General features: G+C 66.5%; 18 protein-coding genes. 5 read left to right on the top strand and 13 right to left on the bottom strand.

Features of this window, described 5'->3' with window-relative positions:
- Window positions 1-2: 2 nt before the first annotated feature.
- From ABIC94_RS08430 to ABIC94_RS08385, 10 genes are all read right to left on the bottom strand, one after another.
- A complete protein-coding gene (locus ABIC94_RS08430; protein WP_354372567.1) occupies window positions 3-1,292 on the bottom strand; it encodes an O-acetylhomoserine aminocarboxypropyltransferase/cysteine synthase family protein in 1,290 nt (429 codons plus the stop codon).
- A gap of 35 nt (window positions 1,293-1,327) precedes the next feature.
- Window positions 1,328-2,158 carry an ATP-binding cassette domain-containing protein gene (locus ABIC94_RS08425; RefSeq protein WP_354372566.1) on the bottom strand — a complete coding sequence of 277 codons (831 nt, stop codon included), beginning with the start codon at window positions 2,156-2,158 and terminating at the stop codon, window positions 1,328-1,330.
- Window positions 2,155-3,141 (bottom strand): aliphatic sulfonate ABC transporter substrate-binding protein, encoded by a 987-nt coding sequence (locus tag ABIC94_RS08420; protein ID WP_354372565.1) that lies wholly within the window; start codon window positions 3,139-3,141, stop codon window positions 2,155-2,157. Before ABIC94_RS08420 ends, ABIC94_RS08425 begins: the two co-directional genes overlap by 4 nt.
- A gap of 11 nt (window positions 3,142-3,152) precedes the next feature.
- The gene (ssuC, locus tag ABIC94_RS08415; RefSeq protein ID WP_354372564.1) at window positions 3,153-4,001 is read right to left on the bottom strand and encodes an aliphatic sulfonate ABC transporter permease SsuC; all 849 of its coding nucleotides are present in this window, start codon (window positions 3,999-4,001) and stop codon (window positions 3,153-3,155) included.
- Between the two features lie 8 nt (window positions 4,002-4,009).
- Window positions 4,010-5,179, bottom strand: coding sequence for an FMNH2-dependent alkanesulfonate monooxygenase (gene ssuD, locus ABIC94_RS08410; RefSeq protein WP_354372563.1), 1,170 nt, complete (start codon window positions 5,177-5,179; stop codon window positions 4,010-4,012).
- A gap of 28 nt (window positions 5,180-5,207) precedes the next feature.
- Entirely contained in the window at window positions 5,208-5,369 is a 162-nt protein-coding gene (locus ABIC94_RS08405) for a hypothetical protein (protein WP_354372562.1), read from the bottom strand.
- Window positions 5,366-6,322 (bottom strand): sulfonate ABC transporter substrate-binding protein, encoded by a 957-nt coding sequence (locus ABIC94_RS08400; RefSeq protein WP_354372561.1) that lies wholly within the window; start codon window positions 6,320-6,322, stop codon window positions 5,366-5,368. Before ABIC94_RS08400 ends, ABIC94_RS08405 begins: the two co-directional genes overlap by 4 nt.
- A 37-nt stretch (window positions 6,323-6,359) precedes the next feature.
- Complete coding sequence (locus ABIC94_RS08395) at window positions 6,360-6,494, bottom strand: hypothetical protein (protein WP_354372560.1); 135 nt, start codon at window positions 6,492-6,494, stop codon at window positions 6,360-6,362.
- Window positions 6,495-6,598: 104 nt separating this feature from the next.
- Window positions 6,599-7,183 (bottom strand): NADPH-dependent FMN reductase, encoded by a 585-nt coding sequence (gene ssuE, locus ABIC94_RS08390; RefSeq protein ID WP_354372559.1) that lies wholly within the window; start codon window positions 7,181-7,183, stop codon window positions 6,599-6,601.
- Between the two features lie 20 nt (window positions 7,184-7,203).
- Window positions 7,204-8,229 (bottom strand): sulfate ABC transporter substrate-binding protein, encoded by a 1,026-nt coding sequence (locus ABIC94_RS08385; protein ID WP_354372558.1) that lies wholly within the window; start codon window positions 8,227-8,229, stop codon window positions 7,204-7,206.
- A 137-nt stretch (window positions 8,230-8,366) separates the two neighbouring features.
- Here ABIC94_RS08385 and ABIC94_RS08380 point away from each other — a divergent pair, with 137 nt between their 5' ends.
- Entirely contained in the window at window positions 8,367-8,639 is a 273-nt protein-coding gene (locus ABIC94_RS08380) for an oxidative damage protection protein (protein WP_012748083.1), read from the top strand.
- A gap of 7 nt (window positions 8,640-8,646) precedes the next feature.
- Window positions 8,647-10,488, top strand: coding sequence for an FAD-dependent 5-carboxymethylaminomethyl-2-thiouridine(34) oxidoreductase MnmC (gene mnmC, locus ABIC94_RS08375; RefSeq protein WP_354372557.1), 1,842 nt, complete (start codon window positions 8,647-8,649; stop codon window positions 10,486-10,488).
- Here mnmC and ABIC94_RS08370 read toward each other — a convergent pair.
- Entirely contained in the window at window positions 10,485-10,820 is a 336-nt protein-coding gene (locus ABIC94_RS08370; RefSeq protein WP_354372556.1) for an antibiotic biosynthesis monooxygenase family protein, read from the bottom strand. The genes mnmC and ABIC94_RS08370 overlap by 4 nt on opposite strands.
- A gap of 116 nt (window positions 10,821-10,936) precedes the next feature.
- On the opposite strand from ABIC94_RS08370, the gene ABIC94_RS08365 reads away from it, so the two are divergent.
- The 3 genes from ABIC94_RS08365 to msrA all read left to right on the top strand — a co-directional run bounded on the left by ABIC94_RS08365 (window position 10,937) and on the right by msrA (window position 14,400).
- On the top strand, window positions 10,937-11,836 hold the full coding sequence (locus tag ABIC94_RS08365) for a transglutaminase family protein (RefSeq protein WP_258506031.1): 900 nt from the start codon (window positions 10,937-10,939) through the stop codon (window positions 11,834-11,836).
- A gap of 191 nt (window positions 11,837-12,027) precedes the next feature.
- A complete protein-coding gene (locus tag ABIC94_RS08360) occupies window positions 12,028-13,536 on the top strand; it encodes an alpha/beta hydrolase family protein (protein ID WP_354372555.1) in 1,509 nt (502 codons plus the stop codon).
- 162 nt (window positions 13,537-13,698) lie between these two features.
- Complete coding sequence (gene msrA, locus ABIC94_RS08355) at window positions 13,699-14,400, top strand: peptide-methionine (S)-S-oxide reductase MsrA (protein ID WP_354372554.1); 702 nt, start codon at window positions 13,699-13,701, stop codon at window positions 14,398-14,400.
- Window positions 14,401-14,402: 2 nt separating this feature from the next.
- Here msrA and ABIC94_RS08350 read toward each other — a convergent pair whose 3' ends face one another.
- Window positions 14,403-15,434, bottom strand: coding sequence for a class I fructose-bisphosphate aldolase (locus ABIC94_RS08350; protein WP_354372553.1), 1,032 nt, complete (start codon window positions 15,432-15,434; stop codon window positions 14,403-14,405).
- A 52-nt stretch (window positions 15,435-15,486) separates the two neighbouring features.
- A complete protein-coding gene (locus ABIC94_RS08345; protein ID WP_354372552.1) occupies window positions 15,487-16,659 on the bottom strand; it encodes an NAD(P)/FAD-dependent oxidoreductase in 1,173 nt (390 codons plus the stop codon).
- Between the last annotated feature and the right edge of the window lie 69 nt (window positions 16,660-16,728).

Here is a 16,728-nt window from a genome sequence, read left to right as displayed (position 1 = left end):
GCTCAGGCGACCGCGGCGGCCAGCGCCTGGTCGAGGTCGGCCAGCAGGTCGTCGATGTGCTCGATACCGACCGACAGGCGCACGGTGTCTTCCGTGACACCGGCTCGCGCAAGCTCTTCGGGCGAGAGCTGCCGGTGCGTGGTCGAAGCCGGATGCGTGGCCAGCGAGCGCACGTCGCCGATGTTCACGAGCCGCGTGAAGAGCTTCAGCGCATCGAGAAACTTCGCCCCGCCCTTACGGCCGCTGCCAATGCCGAACGTGAGCACGCCGCTCGACTTGCCGCCGAAATACTTCTTCGCCAGTGCATGGTCTGGATGGTCTTCGAGAGCCGCGTAGTTGACCCAGTTGACGGCCTTGTGGGTCTTGAGATGCTGCGCCACCGAGAGCGCGTTGTTGCTGATGCGGTCCATGCGCAGCGCCAGTGTCTCGATACCCTGCAGGATCAGGAAGGCATTGAACGGCGAGATGGCCGCGCCTGTGTTGCGCAGCGGCACCACGCGCGCGCGGCCGATGTAGGCGGCCGGGCCAAGCGCTTCGGTGTAGACCACGCCGTGATAGCTCACGTCGGGCTCGTTCAGGCGCCTGAAGCGCTCCTTGTGCTCGGCCCATGGAAACTTGCCCGAATCGACAATGGCGCCGCCGATGCTGGTTCCGTGTCCGCCCAGGTACTTGGTGAGCGAGTGCACCACGATGTCCGCGCCATGTTCGATGGGCCGGCTCAGGTACGGCGAAGGCACGGTGTTGTCCACGATCAGCGGCACGCCGTGGCGGTGCGCAATGTCGGCAATGGCCGCAATGTCGGTCACGTTGCCAGCCGGGTTGCCGAGCGATTCGACGAACACCGCCTTGGTCTTATCGTCGAACAGCTTCTCGAAGCTTTTTGGATCGCGGTGGTCCGCAAAGCGCGTCGTAATGCCGAACTGCGGCAGCGTGTGCGCGAACAGGTTGTAGGTGCCGCCATACAGCGCGGTGCTGCTGACGATGTTGTCGCCGGCTTCCGCGATGGTCTGTATCGCATAGGTCACCGCCGCCTGGCCCGAGGCCAGCGCGAGCGCCGCAATGCCGCCTTCGAGCGCGGCCACGCGCTGTTCGAGCACGTCCTGCGTCGGGTTGTTGATGCGAGTGTAGATGTTGCCCGGCACCTTCAGGTCGAACAGGTCGGCGCCGTGCTGCGCGCTGTCGAAGGCATAGGCCACCGTTTGATAGATGGGCGGCGCGACGGCGCGCGTGGTCGGCTCGGGCGAATAGCCGGCGTGCACCGACAAGGTTTCGAATTTCCAGTTCTGCGACATGCAGCTGCCTTTCTGTTTTTGTGGATGAACGACGCTCAGATGGCCCAGCGCAACGTGTGCGCCGAAGCCTGCAGCCAGCGTGCGTCAGTCTCGGCGGGCTCTGCTTCTCCGGCCTTCTGCAGCACGCGGTCGAGAATGCGTTTTTCGATGGCCGCGAAGGCCGGGTCGCCTTGCGAGCGCGGCCGGGCGAGCGCGATGTTTTCGTCGAGCGCAATGCGGCCGTCCTCGATCAGGATCACGCGGTCGGCAAGCGCCACGGCTTCCTGCACGTCGTGCGTCACCAGCAGCGCCGTGAAGCGGTGGCGCTGCCAGAGGTTCTCGATGAGCCGGTGCATCTCGATGCGGGTAAGCGCGTCGAGCGCGCCCAGCGGTTCATCGAGCAGAAGAAGACGCGGGTGATGCACCAGCGCCCGTGCCAGCGACACCCGCTGCCGCTGGCCGCCCGAGAGGCGCGCCGGCCATTCGTTCTCGCGGTCGGCCAGGCCCACCTGCGCGAGCACCTCCTTGCCGCGCGCCTTGGCTTCGCCAGGCAAGCCCAGCGTCACGTTGTCGAGCACGCGGCGCCAGGGCAAGAGGCGTGCCTCCTGAAACATGATCCGGGTGTCGTCGTGCAGGCCGTCGATGGCCTTGCCGTCCGTATAGAGCCCGCCGGATGTGGCTTCCTCGAGCCCGGCGATGAGCCGCAGCAGCGTGCTCTTGCCGCAACCGCTGCGCCCCACGATGGCGATGAACTGCCCCGGCTCGATGGTGAGCTGCGTGTTGCGCAGCACCTCGCGTTCGCCGTAGCGCTTGTGCAACCCGCGCGCCTCGAGGCGCACGCCGCCGGCGATGGCTGTTTGCTGGATGTCTTTCAGAACGGCGCTCATGATTTAAGGCTCGGTTGGAACAGCGCCACGTCGAGCGCGTTGATCTTTCTTGGCAACAGCTTTTCCGCGAAGAAGGCATCCGCGATGCGCTGCTGTTCGGTGAGTGCTTCGGCCAGCACCGGACGCACCGCGTAGCTGCGGCGCGCGTTGGCCTGTTCGATCGTCGCGGCATCCAGTCCCCACACGGGCGACAGCAACGCTGCCGCTTCCTTCGGGTTCTGCTTGACCCACTTGCCGGTTTTCTCCAGCTCGGCATACACCACGCGCAGCACATCCGAACGTGCCTTCGCAAACTTGGTGCTGGCAAGGTAGTAGCGCTGGTACGAGGCAATGCCCGTGCCGTCGGCCAGAATCCGCACCTTGGCCTGGCGCTGCGCCGCCGCAAGGAATGGATCCCACACCACCCAGGCGTCGATGGCACCGCGCTCGAAAGCGGCCCGTCCATCGGCCGGTGTCAGGTAGGCGGGATCGATGTCCCTGAAAGACAAGCCAGCCTTCTCCAGCGCCGCAATCAGCAGGTAGTGCGCGCCGGCCGCCTTGGCGAAACCGACCTTCTTTCCCTTCAGGTCAGCCACCGACCTGAGCGGCGAATCTTCGCGCACCAGAATCGCCTGCGCAGAGGGCGAAGGCGCCTCTTGAGCGACGAAGGTCAGGTCGGCGCCTGCCGCCTGCGCGAACACCGGCACGGTGTCGGCCACGTCGGCGCTGATGTCCAGGTTGTCGAGGTTCAGCGCCTCGAGCAGCGGCAGGCCGCTGGTGAACTCATGCCAGCTCAGCGTGGCGTTGAGCGGAGCCAGCTGCTTTTCGAGTGCGCCCTGCACCTTGAGCACCGCAATCAGCGTCGAAGACTTCTGGTAGCCGAGCCGCACCGTCACGGGCCTTGCGGCCGTGCCCTGGGCCAGCGCGGCACCCGCTCCGAGTGCGCCCAGGCCGGCCAGCCCGGCAACCACCGTGCGGCGCGAAATCGTGGAATGTGTGGTCATTTGCCCTGCTCTCACTTCGGCTTCTTCTGGTAGCCGGGATGCCAGCGCAGCCACCACTGCTCCAGCCCGCGCGCGAACAGGTCAGCCAGCTTGCCGAGCAGCGCATACAAGAGGATGCCCACCAGCACGATGTCGGTCTGCAGGAACTCGCGGGCGTTCATCGTGAGATAGCCGATGCCGGCCTGCGCCGAGATGGTTTCGGCCACGATCAGAATCACCCACATCAACCCGAGCGAAAAGCGCAGTCCCACCAGAATGGACGACAGCGCGCCCGGCAGAATGACTTCGCGGTACAGCTGCCAGCGAGAAAGACCATAGGTGCGGCCCATCTCGATCAGCTGCGGATCGACGTTGCGAATGCCGTGAAAGGTGTTGAGGTAGATCGGAAAGAACACCGACACCGAGATGAGGAACAGCTTGGCCGACTCGTCGATGCCGAACCACAGGATCACGAGCGGAATGAGCGCCAGCGCGGGAATGTTGCGCACCATCTGAATCGTCGAATCGAGCAGCGTCTCGAAGAATTTCACCGAGCCCGTCAAGAGGCCCAGCACCAGCCCCGCTCCGCCCCCAATGGCAAGCCCGGAAAGCGCGCGGCCGGCGCTGACCTTGACGTGCGTCCAGAGCTCGCCCGAAACAGCCAGCCCCCAGGCCGCCTTGAGCACGTCCACCGGCGCCGGCAGCACCCGGGTGGAGAGCCAGCCCAGCGATGAAGCAATCTGCCAGAGCACGATGAGCCCCACCGGCACGAGCCACGGCACCAGCCGGCCCGCCACGTTGGTGCCGAAGGCCTTGAGCGCTCCGGGGGCGCTCTCTCGCGAAGGCGCGAGCGCCGGCAGTTCCTGCACTTGTTCGGTCATGATGGTCCTTAGCTTTGGGATGCGAAGCGCGAAGGCGCATCGAGATTGGCGACGACTTCGCCAAAGGGCCCGCTCAGCGAGCCGCCCGCGAGCCGCGTTTGCGCCTTGCGGGAGAGCAGCGGGAACACCAGCTCTGCAAATCGGTAGGCCTCTTCGAGATGCGGGTAGCCCGAGAGAATGAATTTGTCGAGGCCGAGCGCCGCGTATTCCTCGATGCGCGCCGCCACGGTCTTGGGGTCGCCCACCAGCGCGGTGCCCGCGCCGCCCCGCACCAGGCCGACGCCGGCCCAGAGGTTGGGCGAAATTTCCAGATCGGCACGGGAGCGCTTGGCCCCGCCCGCATGCAGCGCGGCCATGCGGCGCTGGCCTTCGGAGTCCATGCGCGCAAAGGCGGCCTGGGCGCGGATCACCGTGTCATCGTCCACGCGGCTGATCAGTTCGTTGGCGGCCTTCCAGGCGGCTTCTTCGGTTTCGCGCACGATCACGTGCAGCCGGATGCCGAACTCGACCTTGCGGCCCTTGCGCGCGGCGCGGTTGCGCACGTCGGCAATCTTCTTGCCCACCTCGGCGGGCGGCTCGCCCCATGTGAGATAGGCATCGACCTGCTCGGCCGCGAGCTCGTGCGCGGCAGCCGACGAGCCGCCGAACCACACCGGCGGATGCGGGTTCTGCACCGGCGGAAACAGCAGCTTCGCGCCCTTCACGCTCAGGTGCCGGCCCTCGTAGTCGAAGGGCTGGCCGTCATGGCTGCGCGCAAGAATCTCGCGCCAGATGCGAATGAACTCGGCCGACTGCTCATAGCGCGCCGCATGGTCGAGATACACGCCGTCGCCTTCGAGCTCGGCCTGGTCACCGCCGGTGACCAGGTTCACCAGCAGGCGGCCGCCCGAGAGGCGATCGAAGGTCGCTGCCATGCGCGCAGCCAGGCTGGGCTGGTGCAGGCCCGGCCGCACCGCGACCAGGAACTTGAGTTTCTTCGTCGCGCCGATCAGGCTCGATGCAATCACCCAGGGGTCTTCGCACGAGCGGCCGGTGGGGATCAGCACGCCTTCATAGCCGAGGTTGTCGGCGGCGCCGGCAATCTGCTGAAGGTAGGCCAGGTCGACCTGGCGCGCGCCTTCGGTCGTGCCGAGATAGCGGCTGTCGCCGTGGGTGGGGAGAAACCAGAATATTTGCATGTCTTCTTTCCGTCGGTTGGGTCCGGCGTCAGATGGCAAAGAAAAAGCCGCGCACGCGGGGCAGCGCAAAGCGCAGGCGCGGCAACGCAGCACGGGCACGGCCGGCCCGCGGCTGCTGCGAAATGCCCCAGGCGCGCGTGGTCGTGGCAAGCACGCCGGCGGCACGAAGGTGCAAGGCTTCCCGCGTCACGCGATTCCCGCCGGAGCGGCCTCGAGCACGCTGATCCTTCGGGGGATCAGCTTCAGGTCGAAGAAGGTGTCGGCAATCTTTTGCTGCTCGGCGAGGATGGCCTTGGTGATGGGGCCGGTGCCGTAGACCGCGCGCGCCACCGTCAGGTCGGCCACCGGCTTAGGCAGGCCCCAGAGGGCGGCCAGCTCGGCGGCAAGATCGCTCTTGTTGGCGGTGCCCCAGGCGTCGATCTTGCCGATCTCCTCGGTCACGATGGCCAGCACGTCGGCGTTCTTCGCCGCATAGTCGAGCGACGAGAAGTAGTACGAGCGGTTGCCCACCACGCCGGTCGCGTCGGCCAGCACGCGGGCCTCGAGCGACTTTTCGGCGGCCGCAAGAAACGGATCCCAGATCACCCATGCGTCGACCGAGCCCTTCTCGAAGGCGGCGCGCGCATCCGCTGGCGGCAGGTAGACGAGGTTCAGGTCGCTGTACGCAAGGCCGTGCTTCTCGGCCAGCTTGACGATGAAGTAGTGAACGTTCGAGCCCTTGTTGAGAGCAATCTTCTTTCCCTTCAACTCGGCCACGGTCTTGATGCCCGAGCCCCTGGGCACCAGCACCGCTTCCGACTGCGGGCGCTGCAGCGTGGCCGCCACATAGGCCAGCGGCGCGCCCGCGGCCTGCGCAAAGATGGGCGGCGCTTCGCCCACGTCGCCGAAGTCGATGGAGCCGACATTCAGCGCTTCGAGCTGCACCGGGCCGGCGGTGAACTCGGTCCACTTGAGCGATACGCCGAGCGGCGCGAGCCGCTTCTCGAGGGTGCCGCGGCCCTTGAGGATGCTGAGCAGGCCCTTCTGCTTGCCGATGCGGAACTGACGCGCCGGCGCCTGGGCCAGTGCACCGAGCGAAGGCAGAGCCACCGCGGCGGCGGCACCCTGCAGCAGGCGGCGGCGCGGAATGGAGATGGAAGTCATGAGGTTGTTCTTTCGTATGCGGAGGAGCAAACCCGGCTCAGGCCGAGATGAAGCCGACGATGAGCGCAACGGCTGTAACTACAACCGTGCTGATGGCGAGGTCTCGCAACGCATGCCAGATGGAGCGAGGCGGCGTGTCGAGCACGGAGTCTTCGGTGGCAACGGGATTCACGTGTGGGTTCCTTTGGGCAAAGCTGTCCCCTCGCCGCGTACAGGCGATCAAAAAAACGGGAACGGAAATGGGGCTGGCCGGAGGCGGGTTCGACGGAGAACCCGTCAAACGCTACATCGCACGCGGGAAAACGGCACCGGTTCGAAGCCGTGGGTTGCCGGCAGCTTCAGCCCTTCGGTCGCCAGCACTTCGACGGCTTCGTTGAGCCGTTCGGCCAGGTCGGCATGCACCTGGTAGGCGTTCTCCGGTGTCAGCGTGATCTGCGAATCGGTCGCGTAGACGCCCGGAAGAATGTGCCGCGCCGAGAGCGCATGCAGCACGGGCCGCAACGCATAGTCGAGCGCGAGCATGTGGTGCGGGCTGCCGCCGGTGGCCAGCGGCAGCACCGTCTTGCCCTTGAGCGCGTTCTGCGCCAGCAGATCGAGAAAAACCTTGAGCACGCCGCTGTAGGCCGCCTTGTAGACCGGCGTTGCCACCACGACCACCCGCGCATGCGCCACCTGCGCAATGGCGCGCTCGATGGCCGGGTGGTCCCAGTCGGCCAGCAACAGCGCCTGTGCCGGCAGATCGCGGATGGCGAGCCGCTCGATTTGCGCATTGCGACCGGCCAGCCGCTCGCCCACGGCCTCGAGCAAGGCGGTTGAACGCGACGGCGCCGAAGGGCTGCCAGCAATCAGGAGAACGGACACAAGAGGCTTTCTTTGTTGTCTTACTTGTAGATCTGGTCGAACGAGCCGCCGTCGGCGAAATGCGCCTTGTCGGCCTTGGCCCAGCCGCCGAAGGCTTCGTCGATGGTGACCAGCGTGAGCTTGGGAAACTGCTTGTCGTACTTGGCCTTGGCCTTCTCCGAGGTCGGCCGGTAGAAGTTGCGGCCCGCAATGTCCTGGCCTTCGTCCGAATACAGGTACTTGAGGTATTCCTCGGCCACGGCACGCGTGCCCTTCTTGTCGACCACCTTGTCGACCACCGCCACAGTGGGCTCGGCCAGGATGGAAATCGAAGGCACCACGATCTCGAACTTGTCGGTGCCGAATTCCTTCAGCGCCAGGAAGGCTTCGTTCTCCCAGGCCAGCAGCACGTCGCCCACGCCGCGCTGCACGAAGGTGATGGTGGAGCCGCGCGCGCCGGTGTCGAGCACGGGCACGTTCTTGAACAGGCTGCCGATGAATTCCTTGGCCTTGGCATCGCTGCCGTACTTGCGCTTGGCGAATTCCCATGCGGCCAGGTAGTTCCAGCGGGCACCGCCGGAGGTCTTGGGATTGGGCGTGATCACCTGAACGCCGGGCTTCACCAAGTCGCTCCAGTCTTTCAGGCCCTTGGGGTTGCCCTTTTTCACCAGGAACACGATGGTCGAGGTGTACGGTGCCGAGTTCTGCGGCAGGCGCTTCTGCCAGCCCTCCTTGACGACCCCGCCATGCTTGACCAGCGCGTCGATGTCGCCGCCCAGCGCCAGCGTGGCCACGTCGGCATCGATGCCGTCGATGATCGAGCGGGCCTGCTTGCCCGAACCGCCGTGCGACTGCTTGATGCTCACGTCCTGGCCGGTCTTTGCCTTCCAGTATTTGGCGAAGGCGCGGTTGTAGTCGACATACAGCTCGCGCGTCGGGTCGTACGACACGTTGAGCAGCGTCACCGGGCCCGCGCCCTGCGCAAACGACGGCAACGCCGTCAGGGCCATGGCACCGGCCACGCCGGCACCCAGGGAAAGCTTGATAAAGTCGCGGCGAAGGCTCATGGTGTCTTACTCAAAAAGGCATATCGATGAAGCTGCGTATTCTGAATACGACATATAGAAACTGGAACGACCGAGTTCTCAGTTCTAAATAGCAAAATCAACTAAGCAACCGCTTTCCCCACCAGAGGCAATCAAAAATGGCACGCATGGTTCAGTGCATCAAGCTCGGCAAAGAAGCCGAAGGGCTCGACTTTCCGCCCTATCCCGGAGAATTGGGCAAGCGCCTGTGGGAGAACGTCAGCAAAGAGGCCTGGGCCGCCTGGCTCAAGCAGCAGACGATGCTGGTCAATGAAAACCGGCTGAATCTGGCCGATCTGCGCGCTCGCCAATACCTTGCCCGCCAGATGGAAAAGCACTTCTTCGGCGAAGGCGCCGACGTCGCCCAGGGCTACGTTCCGCCGTCCAACTAAAGCCGCCTTGGCCGCCGAGCCCGTCGCCTGGCGCGCCGATGGCGTGCCGTACAGCGAGCGCTTCGGCGACATCTATCACACCGAAACCGGGGCACTGGCGCAGGCGCGCCACGTGTTTCTGGGCGGCTGCGGCCTGCCCGAGGCATGGTCTGGACGGCCGAAATGGCTGATTCTCGAAACCGGCTTCGGGCTGGGCCTCAATTTCCTGACAACCTGGCAGGCGTGGCGCGCGGACGCGAACCGGCCGCGCATGCTGCACTTCGTCTCGGTCGAGGCGCACCCGGTCGGGCCTGAAGATCTGTTGCGCGCCGCCGTGGCCTACCCGGAGCTGATGCCGCTGGCCGAGGAGCTGGCCGCGCAGTGGCACGGGCTGCTGCCGGGCTTTCACCGGCTGGCATTCGACCAGGGCCGCGTACTGCTCACGCTGTGCATCGGCGATGTACAACCGATGCTGCGCGCGCAGCGTTTCGAGGCCGACAGCCTCTTTCTCGACGGCTTCAGCCCCGAGCAGAACCCTGCCATGTGGTCGCCCGACACGCTCAAGGCCGTGTCGCGCTTTGCCCGCCAGGGCACCGGCCTCGCCACCTGGACCTATGCCCGGGCGGTGCGCGACACGCTCTCGCAGAACGGTTTCCAGCTCCAAAGGCGCCCGGGCCTGCCGCCCAAGCGCGACTGCCTCGCCGGCGTGTTCGCGCCTGCCTGGACGGTGCGCCGCCGCGGTCCTGCGCCCGAGAACGTGGAGGCGCCGGGCCGCTGTGCCGTCATCGGTGCCGGGCTGGCCGGCGCGGCCGTTGCCGCCAGCCTCGCGCGGCGCGGGTGGCAGGTCACCGTGTTCGATGCGGCCGACCGCCCTGCCGCCGGCGCTTCGGGCCTGCCGGTCGGCGTGCTGGCACCGCATGTCTCGCCCGACGATGCCCTGCTTTCGCGGCTTACGCGCGCAGGCATTCGTGCCACCTGGCTGGAGTTGGACCGGCTACTGGAAGAAGGCCGCGACTGGCGCGCCAGCGGCGTGCTGGAGCGCCGGCCCGAAGGTGACACGCGCGTGCCTGCCGGGTGGAGCGAAAACGGCCCGAATGAGTCGTGGCCCGCCAGCGCCGCGCAATTGTCGAGTGCCGGCTTGTCGGCCGACGCGCCCGCGCTCTGGCATGCACGCGCGGGCTGGGTGCGCCCCTCCAGGTTGATTGAAGCGTGGTTGCGCGAGCCGGGCATCGAGTTTCGCGGCAACGCGGCGGTCGCACGCCTGTCACGCAGCGCGGTGGGCTGGCAGCTGTTGGATGCGGCCGACCGGTTGCTGGCCGAAGCCGATCGCGTGGTCGTTGCAGCGGGCTACGAATCGGGCCGCTTCGCACCAAGCCTTCCGCTGCAGCCGGTGCGCGGGCAAGTCGCGTGGGGCCGCATGGCGGACGACCTTGCATTGCCCGCCACGCCGCTCAACGGCGACGGCCATCTGATTGCCCGCGTGCCCGAAAATGAAGGCGCCCTGCTCTGGCTCGCCGGCGCCACCTTCGACCGCGACAGCACCAACCTGGCCCCTCAGGCGGCCGATGCCGATGCAAACCGGGAGCGCCTGGAACGCCTGCACCCCGGCGCCGCGGCAGCGCTGGCACCGGCTTTCGAGCATGGCGAGGCCGAGACGTGGGTGGGCGTTCGTTGCGCCTCGGGCGATCGCCGCCCGCTGGTCGGCCCGCTGGCCGATGCCGGCCTCTGGGCCTGCACCGCGCTCGGTTCGCGCGGCCTCAGTTTTGCGGCGCTGTGCGCCGAACTGCTGGCCGCGCAATGGCACGGCGAGCCACTGCCGCTGCCCGCCAACCTGGCAAAGGCCCTCGGCACCGAAAGAACCGCGCCCTAGGTGCCAGCGTTGCCGGCCGGCGCCAGCATGTGGTCGATCTTGCTGTCGCCGTAGACGCGCACCACTTCGGCGATGACGACCTTGTAGCCGTCGAGCCAGTTGGCCTGCGCCGCCTTGGCTTGCTGGTGCACGGGGTGCTGGATGAGCGCCTGCAGCGCGTCGAGCGAATCCCAGTAGTAGACGTTCGACACCAGCCCGTTGCCCGCGTTCTCCCAGGTTTCTTCGCCCAAGTAGCCGGGCAGCGACTTCGCGGCGGCCGCAATGGTCTGGTCGAGGCGATGGAATTCATCGTCGAACTGCTTCTTGGCAAAAATGAAGGTGGCGGAGTACATGTGTGTGGCGTCGATGCGGTGGTAAAGGCCGTTCGGGCGCCGATTCTGCGGCATAGGACCGCGGCAAGCCGACGGAAAGCCACCGCTCGCCCCGCCGACACGTGAGAATGCACCGCATGGCCATTCAGTACGACATCACGCACACCACCGTCTACCGCTACAAGAAACCGGTGACCTTCGGGCTGCACCGCGTCATGTTCCGGCCCCGCGACAGCCATGACCTGCGGGTGCTGGCCACCGACCTGCAGGTCAGCCCCCAGTCGTTCACGCGGCTGATCCAGGACCCGCATTCCAACTCGGTCGCGCTGGTGCAGCCCATGGGCGAGGCCACCGAGCTGCGCATCGTGTGCTCCTTCACCATCGAGCATGTGCCGGCGCAGCAAGACCAGCTCGCGCTCGACCCGGCGGCCGAATTCCTGCCCTTTGCCTATTCGGTGCAGGAGCGCCTCGACCTCGAGCACTACCTGCGCCCGCACCATGACGATGACGCGAACGGCACGCTGATCCGCTGGGCCCACCAGTTCCTGCACACCGACAAGCCCAACAGCACGCGCGAAGTGCTCACGCGCATGAACGCGCACATCGGCCAAAGCCTCGAATACAAGGCGCGCGACGAGGAAGGCACGCAAACGCCGCTGCAGACGCTGGCGCTCGGCAGCGGCAGCTGCCGTGATTACGCGCTGCTGATGATGGAAGCCACGCGCCGCCTGGGCATTGCCACCCGTTTTGTCTCGGGCTACATCTACGACGCAGCGCTCGACCGTGCAGCCCAGTCGCCCGGCGAATCGATGACCGGTGCCGGCACCACGCACGCATGGCTGCAGGCCTACCTGCCGGGCGTCGGCTGGCTCGCGTTCGACCCGACCAACAACCTCATGGGCAGCGGCCAGCTGATCCGTGTCGGCGTCACGCGCGACCCGGCTCAGGCCGCGCCGATCTCCGGCAGCTGGTATGGCGACGCCGAGGCCTACGACGGTCTTGAGGCCACGGTGGTGGTCACGCGCCGCAAGGAGTGAGGCCGCCGCGCGCCGGCATGGCGCTGGTGTCGCGCACGAGATAGCAGCTACGGGAAAGCCCGGGCCGATGCGCCCGGCAACGCCCCTACGCTGCGCCGCCGGTCCAGTGAAATAGCACGGTCGTTCTCTACGGCCTGGCGATGCACCGCTGCGCCGGGCTTCTTCTTCCCAACACCACAAGAACGGATCCCATGCATTCCGCACGCCTGACATTTCTTGCCCTTGCAGCCAGCCTTGCCGTCGCATCCTGCGGCGGCGGCGGTGGTGGCGGTGGGGGCGGCTTTGCGTTCACCCCGCTGCCGCCGGCTCCGGCCCCAGCGCCGCCCCCTCCTCCTCCGCCGCCGCCGCCCGAAGAGACGCGCCTGCAGGACAGCCGCAACTCGTTCGCGCCCGCCGACCCGTCGGCCACCACTTTCTCCGCCCTCGCCGCCGACGCAAGCGACAGCGTCGACAACGCCACCACCAGCCGCTGGGCCGGCATGCTCGGAGGCGCGCAGTACCGTGTGGAGGTGCCCGCCAACTGGAACGGCAAGCTCGTGATGTACGCGCATGGATATGCCGGCGACGTCAATCTGCTGGTGGTGAGCAACCCATCGATCCGCCGCTATCTCCTCCAGAACGGCTATGCCTGGGCCGCCTCGAGCTACAGCAAGAATTTCTATGACGTGCGCGCCGGGGTGGAAGACACCAACGCGCTGGCCCTGCAGTTCAACGCCATTGCCAAGGCCAACGGCCGCGAGCTTGCGGCGCCTTCAAAAATCTACATCACGGGCCATTCAATGGGCGGCCACATCACGGCGGCGGCCATCGAGGACGAGGCTTTCGCCACGGCCAACCACAAGGTCAGGTACAACGGCGCGGTGCCGATGTGCGGCGTGGTCGGCGACACCGAGCTGTTCGACTACTTTGCAGGCGCACAGATCGCCGCACAGGCACTGGCAGGTCTGCCCAAGTACCCGACCGTCAACTGGCTGGACATCAGGACGCAGGTCACGGGCACGCTCTACACGGCGTTCCCGGGCACGCCCACGGCCACCGGCCTGAAGTTCGGATCGGTGGTGAAGAACCTCACGGGCGGCGAGCGGCCGATGTTCGATCTCGGGTTCACGCAGGGCGGTTCGTTCGCGGCGGTCTGGGGCGTGTTCGGCAGCGACGGCACTGTCAACGGCATCCTGAACAAGAGCACGCTCGACACCAACCGCTTCACCTACACCATCGACGGCGACGTGCCGGGAACGACCGCGCTGAACTCGTCGGTGCTCAAGCTCACCGCGGCGCCCGACGCCAACCGGCTGCGCACCGACGGCCTGCGCTGGATCCCCAAGGCGAACGGCGAATTCAAGATTCCGGTGGTCTCGCTGCACACGCTGGGCGACCTGTACGTGCCCTTCAGCATGCAGCAGATCTACCACCAGCGCGTTGCGGCCAAGGGCAACAGCGACTGGCTGGTACAGCGCGCCGTGCGCGGCATCTCTCATTGCGACTTCACGATCGCGGAGCAGGCCGAAGCCTTCGACGCCATGATCAAGTGGGAGCGCGATGGCGTGAAGCCGGCGGGTGACGACGTGGTCACAGCTGCCACGGTGGCGGATCCGGCCTATGGCTGCACCTTCACCCGACCTCTTGGCACGGTGGACGAAAGCGGCACCAGCCAGGCGACGCGGCCGGGTGCGGCGGCGGCGCGCCCCTGCCCGCCGTAAACCGCGCGATGGATTCCGGCCGGCGTGCAAGCGCCGGTCGAGCGTCTGAACCGGCACGTCGATAAAAGAGGCACGGGTACGCGGCATTGACGCACGCCACGATCGGCGGCAATGTCGCTCCCATCGGCCTGGCATCGAAGACTCACTCGCACGGGACAGCACATGAGAACCCTCGCATTCACCGCAGCCGCACTCACTGCCGCGGCGCTGGCCTGGCCCGCCGCGTCTTCGTTCGCCGAGCCGGCCCGGCGCGTGCCGGCGCCCAAGGTCGACGTCATGCCTTCGCCCACCACGAAATACGAAACCGCCGTGTTCGCCGGCGGCTGCTTCTGGGGCGTGCAGGGCATATTCCAGCGCGTCAAGGGCGTGAACAACGCCGTGTCGGGCTATGCCGGCGGCGAAGCGAAGACGGCACGCTATGACCGCGTGGGTTCCGGCCAAACCGGCCATGCGGAGTCGGTGCGTATCACCTACGACCCGCAGCAGGTCAGCTACGGCAAGTTGCTGCAGATCTATTTCTCGGTGGCGCACGACCCGACCGAACTGAACCGGCAAGGGCCGGACACAGGCCCTCAATACCGCTCCACCGTGTTCGCCGAGAACATCGAACAGGCCCGCGTTGCGAGGGACTACATCGTGCAGCTGAACCAGGCCAAGACCTTCGGCAAGCCGCTGGCGACCACCATCGAAATGTCGAAGCCCTTTTATGCGGCCGAGGCCTATCACCAGGACTTCCTCACGCGCCATCCGCGGTACGGCTACATCGTGATCCACGACATGCCGAAGATCGAAAACCTGAAGAAGCTGTTTCCGGAGAGCTACCGGTCGACGCCTGTGCTGGTGAACCCAGCAAAAGGCGGATGAACTCAGCCGGGCTTCGGTGCGTCCGCCAGCGCGTCGTAGTCGCCGCGGCGCGCGGCCTGGTTGCAGCGGGCACGGTGCACGAGCGCTTTCTGCGCTGATCCGACATTGGCGGCATCGCCTTTCCAGGCGTCCAGCGCCGGCTGCTGAACGGCGCGTGAGTACGAGAACGCCAGCGCCCAGGGCAGCCGCGATGCGAACCGCGCATTCATGGCATTCAACCGGGCCGAAGCAAGCTCTGCCGACTGGCCGCCCGAGAGGAATGCGATGCCCGGCACGGCAGCAGGCACGGTGCGCAGCAGGCACGACACAGTGGCATCGGCAACCTCGTCCACGCTCTCCTGAATCGGGCAGGCCTGGCCGGGCAAGACCATGTTGGGCTTCAAAAGCATGCCCTCCAGCAACACGCCCTGCAAACGCAATTGAACGAAGACCGCATGCAGCGTTTCTTCCGTGATCTCCGCGCAGCGTGCGAGGAAATGGTCTCCCTCCATCAGCACTTCAGGCTCGACGATGGGAACCAGCCCCGCCTCCTGGCACAAGGCCGCATAGCGGGCCAGCGCATGGGCATTGACCTCGATGCACGCACGGCTGGGCAAGCCGGGCCCGGGTGTGATGACGCCGCGCCATTTGGCGAAGCGCGCGCCCATGCCGGCGTATTCGGCGAGCCGCTCGCGCAGGCCGTCCAGGCCTTCGGTCACCGTCTCGCCGGGGTGGCCCGCCAGAGGCTTCGCGCCGGTGTCGACCTTGATGCCGGGAATGATGCCCGCTCCCTCCAGCACCGAGACAAAGGACGCGCCCGCGCTCGTTCGCTGCCGGATGGTCTCATCGAAAAGAATCGCGCCGCTGATGCATGCGCCCAGACCCGGCGCGGTCACGATCAGCTCGCGCCAGCTGCGGCGTGCCTCCTCGGTCTGGGGAATGTTCAGCTTCGCAAAGCGCTTGTGGCAGGTGGCGTTGCTCTCGTCCATTGCCAGCAAACCCTTGTCGCCGGCGACCAGCGCCTGCGCGGTATCGATCAATGCCTGTGCAGTCATGATGATGTGACCCTCGCTTGCGAGCGATCGTACGCCTCTGCCCGGCCTCCGGCTAGATCACGTTTTTCTCGAGCAACGGCCTGTTCTCGAGAATCCGCGCGAACGAAACCGGCGACAGATCGAGGTTGCGGTATTCGCCGTAGCGAATGAGTTCCGCCACGCCGCGCCCCGCTGCGGGACACTGCTGGAGCCCGTGCCCCGAGAAGCCGTTGGCAAAGTAGAAGTTGTCGCAGTCCGGATGCAGGCCGAGGATCGCGTTGTGGTCGAACACGTTCATCTCGTAGTAGCCGGCCCATGCACCGGTCATGCGAATGGCCTCGAACGCCGGCACGCGCGCGGCCAGCGCCGGCCAGATGAAATCGTCGAAAACGCGGTAGTCGACCTCGAGCGGCGCGTCGTCGCGGTCCCTGTCCTGCGGCGGCGCAAAGCCGCAGATGAACCGCCGGCCTTCGGGGCGCAGCCAGATGCCCGATGTGTCGATGATCAGCGGGCATCCCGGCAAGGTCTCGGGGCATGAAAAGCTGAACACCATGCGGCGGCGCCCGCGCACCGGCAGATCGATGCCAGCCCAGCCAGCCACCTTTGCGGCCCAGGCACCCGCTGCGTTGACCACCACGTCAGCCTCGAGCGCGTCGCCGATGTCGAGCTCCACACCCGTCAGCGCGCGGCCGCTGCGCTGCAGCCCGGTTGCCTTTGCCTGCACATAGCGCGCGCCCTGTGAGATGGCCTTCTTGCGAAATGCCTGCAGCAGGCTGTAGCCGTCGTACCAGCCCTCGCCCGAAAGACCCAGCGAAGCCAGCGCGATGCCTTCGGTCGAAATCCAGGGGAAGCGGGCTTTCAGCTGTTCGGGCTTCATCAAGATCACGTCGACACGATGCGCCTTCTGCGTCGCATGGTTCTCCCGCAGCACATCCACGCCTTCCGGCGAAGCCAGGTACAGGTACCCCGGTTCGACCAGGCCGATGTCGGGCACGTTGTCGCCCACGCGCAGGGTTTCGCCAAGCTGGCGGAAGAATTCGATGCCGTAGAGCGACATCTCGATGTTGATGGCGGTGGAGAACTGCTGCCGGATCGAGCTTGCCGACAAGGCCGACGACGCCTGTGTGTAGGAGAAATCGCGCTCGACCACGGTCACATCGAACGGCTCCTCCCCCGGGTCCTGGTTCAGAAAATAGGCAATGGCGGAGCCGATGGCCCCGCCGCCGATGATCACCACACGACGCATGAAATCCCTTTCTTGCTGCTCGCCCACAGGCCCATTCTTACAAGCGCCGGGAAAAACCGCGAGACCCGC

This window comes from Variovorax paradoxus (assembly GCF_040544635.1).
Classification (GTDB): Bacteria; Pseudomonadota; Gammaproteobacteria; order Burkholderiales; family Burkholderiaceae_C; genus Variovorax; species Variovorax paradoxus_R.
Note: the sequence above shows the minus strand (reverse complement) of the source record. Positions and strands in the feature narration are given on the sequence as shown.

Bases quoted from the DNA above. Each gene is read 5' to 3' on its own strand.
- ABIC94_RS08385 (WP_354372558.1), bottom strand. From the start codon at position 8,229: ATGAGCCTTCGCCGCGACTTTATCAAGCTTTCCCTGGGTGCCGGCGTG.
- ABIC94_RS08400 (WP_354372561.1), bottom strand. From the start codon at position 6,322: ATGACTTCCATCTCCATTCCGCGCCGCCGCCTGCTGCAGGGTGCCGCC.
- ssuC (WP_354372564.1), bottom strand. From the start codon at position 4,001: ATGACCGAACAAGTGCAGGAACTGCCGGCGCTCGCGCCTTCGCGAGAG.
- ABIC94_RS08345 (WP_354372552.1), bottom strand. From the start codon at position 16,659: ATGCGTCGTGTGGTGATCATCGGCGGCGGGGCCATCGGCTCCGCCATT.
- ABIC94_RS08425 (WP_354372566.1), bottom strand. From the start codon at position 2,158: ATGAGCGCCGTTCTGAAAGACATCCAGCAAACAGCCATCGCCGGCGGC.
- ABIC94_RS08360 (WP_354372555.1), top strand. From the start codon at position 12,028: ATGCATTCCGCACGCCTGACATTTCTTGCCCTTGCAGCCAGCCTTGCC.
- ABIC94_RS08370 (WP_354372556.1), bottom strand. From the start codon at position 10,820: ATGTACTCCGCCACCTTCATTTTTGCCAAGAAGCAGTTCGACGATGAA.
- ABIC94_RS08350 (WP_354372553.1), bottom strand. From the start codon at position 15,434: ATGACTGCACAGGCATTGATCGATACCGCGCAGGCGCTGGTCGCCGGC.
- ABIC94_RS08380 (WP_012748083.1), top strand. From the start codon at position 8,367: ATGGCACGCATGGTTCAGTGCATCAAGCTCGGCAAAGAAGCCGAAGGG.
- ssuD (WP_354372563.1), bottom strand. From the start codon at position 5,179: ATGCAAATATTCTGGTTTCTCCCCACCCACGGCGACAGCCGCTATCTC.
- ABIC94_RS08430 (WP_354372567.1), bottom strand. From the start codon at position 1,292: ATGTCGCAGAACTGGAAATTCGAAACCTTGTCGGTGCACGCCGGCTAT.
- msrA (WP_354372554.1), top strand. From the start codon at position 13,699: ATGAGAACCCTCGCATTCACCGCAGCCGCACTCACTGCCGCGGCGCTG.
- ABIC94_RS08365 (WP_258506031.1), top strand. From the start codon at position 10,937: ATGGCCATTCAGTACGACATCACGCACACCACCGTCTACCGCTACAAG.
- ABIC94_RS08420 (WP_354372565.1), bottom strand. From the start codon at position 3,141: ATGACCACACATTCCACGATTTCGCGCCGCACGGTGGTTGCCGGGCTG.